General features: G+C 63.6%; 7 protein-coding genes. 6 read left to right on the top strand and 1 reads right to left on the bottom strand.

Annotation, left to right across the window (positions count from 1 at the left end; all coding sequences use genetic code 11):
* The 3 genes from X741_RS136795 to X741_RS136805 form a co-directional block, all read left to right on the top strand.
* Nucleotides 1–1,366, top strand: a 1,366-nt coding sequence (locus tag X741_RS136795) for a CpaF family protein (protein ID WP_031250791.1), incomplete at its 5' end; no start/stop codon positions are given.
* A 29-nt stretch (nucleotides 1,367–1,395) separates the two neighbouring features.
* Nucleotides 1,396–2,409, top strand: coding sequence for a type II secretion system F family protein (locus X741_RS136800; protein ID WP_023766943.1), 1,014 nt, complete (start codon nucleotides 1,396–1,398; stop codon nucleotides 2,407–2,409).
* 9 nt (nucleotides 2,410–2,418) lie between these two features.
* The gene (locus X741_RS136805; RefSeq protein WP_013897304.1) at nucleotides 2,419–3,438 is read left to right on the top strand and encodes a type II secretion system F family protein; all 1,020 of its coding nucleotides are present in this window, start codon (nucleotides 2,419–2,421) and stop codon (nucleotides 3,436–3,438) included.
* Nucleotides 3,439–3,607: 169 nt separating this feature from the next.
* Here the strand turns inward: X741_RS136805 and X741_RS136810 are convergent, their stop codons facing one another.
* Entirely contained in the window at nucleotides 3,608–4,438 is an 831-nt protein-coding gene (locus X741_RS136810) for a tetratricopeptide repeat protein (protein ID WP_023766941.1), read from the bottom strand.
* Nucleotides 4,439–4,563: 125 nt separating this feature from the next.
* Here X741_RS136810 and X741_RS136815 point away from each other — a divergent pair, with 125 nt between their 5' ends.
* From X741_RS136815 to X741_RS136825, 3 genes are read left to right on the top strand one after another with little or no spacing between them, the layout of a single operon-like run.
* Entirely contained in the window at nucleotides 4,564–5,928 is a 1,365-nt protein-coding gene (locus tag X741_RS136815; protein ID WP_023780952.1) for a leucyl aminopeptidase family protein, read from the top strand.
* Between the two features lie 58 nt (nucleotides 5,929–5,986).
* The gene (locus tag X741_RS136820) at nucleotides 5,987–6,337 is read left to right on the top strand and encodes a MarR family winged helix-turn-helix transcriptional regulator (protein ID WP_023780951.1); all 351 of its coding nucleotides are present in this window, start codon (nucleotides 5,987–5,989) and stop codon (nucleotides 6,335–6,337) included.
* 27 nt (nucleotides 6,338–6,364) lie between these two features.
* Nucleotides 6,365–7,225, top strand: a complete 861-nt coding sequence (locus X741_RS136825; protein ID WP_031250790.1) for an NlpC/P60 family protein — start codon at nucleotides 6,365–6,367, stop codon at nucleotides 7,223–7,225.
* The last annotated feature ends 213 nt before the right edge of the window (nucleotides 7,226–7,438 follow it).

Here is a 7,438-nt window from a genome sequence, read left to right as displayed (position 1 = left end):
GAGCGCACCTGTCGCACCGCCGGCTCGCCGCGTGGTCGAGGCGCCCCCGGTCGCGCCGGAGCCGAAGCGTGGCCGCGAAAAGAGCGAAACCTATTACGACACCAAGAGCCAGGTGTTCTCGGCGCTCATCGACACGATCGACCTGTCGCAGCTCGCCAAGCTCGACCCCGAAAGCGCGCGCGAGGAAATCCGCGACATCGTCAACGACATCATCGCGATCAAGAATTTCGCGATGTCGATCGCCGAGCAGGAAGAATTGCTCGAGGACATCTGCAACGACGTGCTCGGCTATGGGCCGCTCGAGCCATTGCTTGCCCGCGACGACATCGCCGATATCATGGTCAACGGCTCCAAGAACGTCTACATCGAAGTCAACGGCAAGGTCGAACAGACCCCGATCCGCTTCCGCGACAACCAGCAGCTTCTCAACATCTGCCAGCGCATCGTCAGCCAGGTCGGCCGCCGTGTCGATGAATCCAGCCCGATCTGCGACGCCCGCCTTCCCGACGGCTCCCGCGTCAACGTCATCGCGCCGCCGCTCGCCATCGATGGCACCGCACTCACCATCCGCAAGTTCAAGAAGGACAAGCTGACGCTCGATCAGCTGGTCAAGTTCGGCGCCATCTCGCCACAGGGAGCCGAAGTCCTCAAGATCATCAGCCGTGTTCGCTGCAACATCGTCATCTCGGGGGGCACCGGCTCCGGCAAGACCACACTGCTCAACTGCCTGACCAACTACATCGACCGCGAGGAGCGCGTCATCACTTGCGAGGATTCGGCCGAACTGCAACTGCAGCAGCCGCATGTCGTGCGCCTGGAAACCCGTCCGCCCAACCTCGAAGGCGAAGGCGAGGTGACGATGCGCGATCTGGTCAAGAACTGCCTGCGCATGCGGCCCGAGCGCATCATCGTCGGCGAAGTGCGCGGACCCGAGGTGTTCGACCTTCTGCAGGCGATGAACACCGGCCACGACGGCTCGATGGGAACGATCCACTCGAACAGCCCGCGCGAATGCCTGAACCGTATCGAATCCATGATCGCCATGGGCGGTTACTCGCTGCCGCAGAAAACCGTGCGCGAAATCGTCGTCGGCTCCATCGACGTGATTATCCAGGCGGCCCGCCTGCGCGACGGTTCGCGTCGCATCACCCACATCACCGAGGTGATCGGGATGGAAGGCGACGTCGTCATCACGCAGGATATCGTCCTCTACAACATCAAGGGCGAGGACGCCAACGGCAGGCTGCTGGGAGAGCACGTGTCGACCGGCATCGGCCGTCCGCATTTCTGGGAACGGGCCCGTTATTACGGCGAGGAGCAGCGCCTCGCCATAGCGCTCGAGGCTATGGAGAAACGCGCTGACTGACGTACCCGCAGGCGTGAAGGTTCTGGCCGATGTTTGGAATTGACGGCACCGTATTGGCGTTTGTCGTGCTCGCCGGCTTCAGCGCCGGCGCGGTCGCCTATGCATTTCTGTTCAACCAGATCAGCAATGAGAGACAGACCGGCAAGCGGCTTGAAACGATCAAGGCCGCGGAGACGGACCGTTCCGTCGTCAAGGCCACGCGCGACCGTGCGACGGACGCGGCCAAGCGCCGCAAATCGGTCCAGGATTCGCTCAAGGAGCTCGACGAGAAGCAGAAATCCAAGGACAGCGCCATCAAGAAGCCGCCGCTGAAGGCACAGCTTCGCCAGGCTGGGATGAAGGTTCCGATCGAGCGTTTCTATATCTATTCCGCCATATGCGGCATCGCGCTGACAGTGATCGCGTTCGTGGCCGGGGCGCCGCTGATCGTCTTGCCCGGCGTGCTGCTGGCCGGAGCGCTCGGCCTGCCGCGCTGGTTCGTTTCATTTCGCCGCAGCCGGCGCGTCAAGGCGTTCCTCAACGAATTTCCAAACGCGCTCGACATCATCGTGCGCGCCGTCAAGTCCGGCCTGCCGCTGAACGATGCCGTGCGACTGATCGCCAACGAAGCCCCCGAGCCGGTGAAGACCGAGTTTCGCCGCATCGTCGATTCGCAGCAGATGGGCCTGTCGATCCCCGACGCGACCTTGCGCATGCCCGAAACCATGCCATGCACCGAGGCGAGCTTCTTCGGCATCGTCATCCAGATCCAGTCGCAGGCCGGTGGCAATCTCTCCGAGGCGCTGGGCAATCTTTCGCGGGTACTTCGTGATCGCAAGAAAATGAAGGCCAAGGTCCAGGCGCTGTCGATGGAGGCAAAGGCGTCGGCCGCCATCATCGGCGCGCTGCCTTTCATCGTCGCGTTTCTTGTCTACCTGTCGAGCCCGACCTACCTGATGCCGCTGTTCAACACCAGCGTTGGAAATCTCATCCTCGGCTGTTCGGCAGTCTGGATGTCAATCGGCATCCTGGTGATGCGCAAGATGATGAACTTCGAGGTCTAGGATCGCGACATGACCGATCAAGTCATCAAATCACTGACCGATCCGAGCCTCCTGATCGCGCTGCTCGTCGCCATCGCGGTGTTCGCGACCGTCTTTACACTGCTGCCGGCGTTCAGCGGAAACCAGCTCAAGTCGCGCATGAAATCGGTCGCGCTGGAGCGCGATGAGCTTCGCGCCAAGCAGCGCGCGCGGCTGGCAACCGAGGCCGATCGCCGGCGCAAGGGCTTGCGCGAAGAACAGTCGGTCGGCATGCGCAACATTGTCGACCGGCTCGACCTGCGTCGCGCCCTTGCCGACGAAAGCACCTTGCAGAAGCTCAAGGTTGCCGGCTTTCGCGGCCAGAACCCGCTGACGCGGTTTCTGTTCTTCCGTCTCGTGCTGCCTTTCGTCGGCTTGGCGTTGGCCCTGGTCTACATATTCGTGCTCGGAGGATTGCCCGACAAGCCACTGGTCATCCGGCTGTTCGTTTGCATCCTCGTTGCCTATGCCGGCTTCTACGCGCCGGTCGTCTATGTCAACAACCGCGCCACCAAGCGCAAGCAATCGATCCAGATGGCGTGGCCGGATGCACTCGACCTGATGCTGATCTGCGTGGAGTCGGGCATGTCGGTCGAAGCCGCGCTGCGCAAGGTCGCCGACGAGATCGGCGCGCAATCGGTGGCACTGGCTGAAGAGTTCATCCTGACCAACGCCGAGCTTTCCTATCTGCAGGAACGCAAGCAGGCTTACGAGAATCTGGCCAGCCGCACCGGCCTGGAATCGGTCAGGTCGGTGTCGCAGGCACTCGTCCAGGCCGAGCGTTACGGCACGCCGGTGGCGCATGCGTTGCGCGTGCTTGCAGCCGAAAGCCGCGACCAGCGCATGAACGCCGCCGAGAAAAAGGCGGCAGCCCTGCCGCCAAAGCTCACCGTGCCGATGATCCTGTTCTTCCTGCCGGTGCTTTTCGCCATCATTCTGGGTCCCGCCGGCATTCAGGTCAGCCAGCGCGGCATCTTCGGCAGCGATCATGCGTCATCGACTGCCCAGTAACGGCGGCACATCCCTGCATGACATCTGAAAAAAGCCGCGCTGAACCCAAGCGCGGCTTTTCATTCATGGTCGCAACGGATTTTCGCCTGACGCATGTCGCCCGAAAGTCCGCATGCATGAAATCGTGAGTTGAGCGCGCCGGCTGAATCCGCTTTCGGCGCGGTGCGCTTCAGTTGGTCGCGGACTTCGACTTGTCCTTGTCCTGGTCCTTGAGCTGGCTCCAGGCATTCTGCTGCGCCAGCATGTGCCTGAGATAGGCGACATTGGCCTGCGCCTGCTCGGGCGAGAGTTCCTGCGAGGCAATCTTCTCGGCTTCATCGAAGCGGCCTTGCAGGCCGACGACGAGCGCGAGGTTCTGACGCACGCGGCTGTCGGCGGTGGGTTGCTGTGCGGCCGAACGCATGTAGGTCTCGGCGGTGCGCAGATCGCCTGCCAGCACATAGGACATGCCGAGATTGGAGAGAACCGAAGGCTCGTTCGGCTTGAGTTCGAGCGCCTTGCGATAGTCCTGGCGCGCCTGGTCCTTTTGGCCGAGTTGATCGAGGATGGCCGCTTCCGCCGACACCAGCCTCCAGTCGGGATATTCCGGCGTCTGCGCGCGCTGCACGGCGTCGAGCGCCGCTTCGAACTGGCCATTGGCGGCCAGCGCCTTGCCATACGAGGCGAGCACGTCGCGATCCTTGGGGTAGGCGATCGCCAGCTTGCGCATCACGGCAAGCGACTGGTCGGCATCGCCGTCCATCTGCAGCGCCGCCGCGAAATTGGTGGCGATTCGCTTGTCGTTGGGGTTCCTGGAGTAGGACTGGCCAAGGGAAGCGGTGGCATTGTGGAGTTCGCCCGCCGACATGGTCTCCAGCGGTTTGCCGCTGGTGGTGCGGCCGATCGAGCCGGTGGTGAGATTGCTGGTTCCACAGCCGGCGACACCCGCGGCGAGCGCCAGCATGAGGGCCGTGGTGATCAGCCGTTTTCCCCTGACGTCGATGGTGCGGTTGGTCGGCATCGGCCCTGGGCCTCCATTCATACGCGGCCATTGCGTGGCCATCTTTCCTCCCGCAGAAATATTCTGTTAACCCTAACGGATGGTTAAGAAACGCCGACTCGCCAGGGTCGGCAGGAGAACATCGGATGCCTGTCGAACTCGTCGAGAAGAAGTTGCAGGGTGCGCTGCCGGTCCATCTGGTCGCCAGGGATGGCCTGGAAGCCGCGGGCCTTGCGCCGTCCATGGTAGCCTGGGCCAGGGTCAACGGCTTTTCCGGGGAGGCGGGCAGGACGCTGGCCGTGCCCGGCGAAAATGGCGCGCTCGCCGGTGCCTTGTTCGGTCTCGGCGACGGCGATGGCGCGCTCGCGCTCGGCGCGCTGGCGAAAGCTCTGCCCGAAGGCGACTGGCATTTCGCCTCGGGGCCGGCCGATCCGCAGCTTGCGGCGATCGCGTTGGTGCTCGGCGGCTATGTCTTTACCCGTTATGGCAAGAAGCCGGGCAAAACGCTGCGCTTCGACCTGCCGGCCGGTGCCGATGCAGCGCGCGTTCGCCGCATCGCCGATGGTGTCTTCCTGACACGCGACCTGGTCAACACGCCGACCAGCGACATGGGGCCGGACGATCTGGAGGCGGCGGTGCGCACCCTGGCCGAGGTCCACAAGGCCGAAGTCTCGGTCATCAAGGGCGACGACCTGCTTGTGCGGAATTTCCCGATGATCCACGCCGTCGGCCGCGCATCCGTCGGCGCGCCGCGCCTGATCGACATGACATGGGGACGGCAAGACGCGCCGAAGGTGACGCTGGTCGGCAAGGGCGTCTGTTTCGACACCGGCGGTCTCGACATAAAGCCCTCGTCCGGCATGCTGCTGATGAAGAAGGACATGGGCGGTGCGGCCAATGTGCTTGGCCTGGCCTCGATGATCATGGCCGCCCGGCTGAACGTGCGGCTGCGCGTGCTGATCCCCGCGGTCGAGAATTCCATCGCCGGCAACGCCTTCCGGCCTGGCGATGTGCTGGCGAGCCGCAAGGGCATCTCGGTCGAGATCGGCAATACGGACGCTGAAGGGAGGCTCGTGCTGGGGGACGCACTGGCGCTGGCCGATGACGAGGAGCCTCAGCTGCTGATCGACATGGCAACGTTGACCGGAGCTGCCCGCGTCGCGCTCGGCCCTGATCTGCCGCCGTTCTACACCGGTGACGAGGTACTGGCATCAGACCTGGCGGCGGCTTCCGCCGCGGTCGAGGATCCGCTGTGGCGCATGCCGCTGTGGCAGCCCTACGAGGCGAAACTGTCGTCGAAGATCGCCGACATCAACAATGTCACCACGGACGGTTTCGCTGGCTCGATCACGGCGGCGCTGTTCCTCAAGCGCTTTGTCGAAAGGACGGCGAGCTGGGCGCATTTCGACATCTTCGCCTGGAGCCCCGCCGACCGTCCGCACGGCCCCGCCGGCGGCGAGGCGCAGGGCATCCGCGCGTTGGAGCGGATCATCTCGAAACGCTTCGGCTAACCACGATCAAGGTTGAGACTGAAACGGAACCGAAACAATTTGCCGTCATGCTGGACGGATGTCGATTGCGCTGCGCCCGAGCCAGGCCTTGCGACTGTGGCAGCAAGTGATGCTGTCGCAGGTGCGCGCCGACGCGCCTGACCTGACCATGCGCCAGACGGCGATCCTGTTCACCATCTATCTCGATCCGCCGCCGCACACGGTGCGCGGGCTCGCCGCCCGCCTCAACGTCACCAAGCCGGTCATCACCCGCGCGCTCGACACGATGGGCGCGCTGAAGCTGGTGTCGCGCCACCGCGACGAGCTCGACAAGCGCAATGTGCTGATCAAGCGTACGGTCGAGGGCGCGCTCTTTGTCGAGCGCTTCGGCGATGGTATCATCGCTAAAGCTCACGAACTGCCGATCTAACCAACCAACCTTGACCGAGTTGCTGATTTGACTGCCAGGGATGCCCGCCTTCACGCCTTTCGTTCCGACCTTGCCGATGCAAGATTGAAAGGAGAGGTTACCGCCGACCGCTTTGTCGCCGGCCGGCCGGCCCGGATCACCGCCTCCGTTGCCGATCTGCGCAAGGCGCCGCGTCCGGATGCCGGCATCAACACGCAGCTCCTGTTCGGCGATGATGTCCTCGTCTTCGAGGACAGGGAAGGCTGGGCCTGGGTCCAGGCCGAGCGCGACGGCTATGTCGGCTATGTCGCCGACATGATGCTGGGCGGAAGCGATCGCGCGCCCACCCATATCGTCTCGGTACCGCGCACCTTCCTCTACCCTGGTCCGGACCTGCGTTTCCCGATCGCCGGGCAGCTGTCGATGGGATCCACGATAACCGTGGCAGGTGCCGCCGAGACGCGGGGCACGCACTATGCTGTCCTTCCTTCCGGCGAGGCCGTCATATCAGGTCACCTCCGGCCGATCGGTGAGAAGGCGAGCGACTATGTTTCGGTGGCCGAGATGTTTCTCGGCACGCCCTATCTCTGGGGCGGTGTTTCCGGCTTCGGCATCGATTGCTCGGGCCTCGTGCAACTGGCGATGCGCATGGCCGGCAAAAACGTGCTGCGCGATTCCGACATGCAGGCGGCAAGCATCGGCGAGCCGCTCGATCCGGGCGCTGATTTCTCAGGATTGCGGCGCGGCGACCTCGTCTTCTGGAAAGGCCATGTCGCCGTCATGACCGATGCCGAGACCATGATCCACGCCAATGGCCACACCATGCTGGTCTCGCGCGAAGGGCTGAAGGATGCCATCGCCCGCATCGGCTATCTCTATGGCGGTCCGACAGGGTTCAGAAGGCCGTGAGCTTCTGTCCAGCCGATAGATAGGTAACACTTTGAACCGGATACTGGAGTGCGCCCCTCGGGCCGGACAGGATTAAGCCGCAGTTTTGACCATGTGCCGGGCGTGTTGGTCCTCGAACTGTTGCGGGCTGAGATAGCCGAGCGCTGAGTGCAATCGGCGGGGGTTGTAAACCTCATCAATGAAGCGGGGAAGGTCCTCGGCGACGTCGGCGAA

Origin of the sequence: Mesorhizobium sp. LNHC221B00, assembly GCF_000502935.1 — a bacterium.
GTDB lineage: Bacteria > Pseudomonadota > Alphaproteobacteria > Rhizobiales > Rhizobiaceae > Mesorhizobium > Mesorhizobium opportunistum.
The sequence above is the reverse complement of the archived record's forward strand: the minus strand, read 5'-3'. Positions and strand labels throughout refer to the sequence as shown.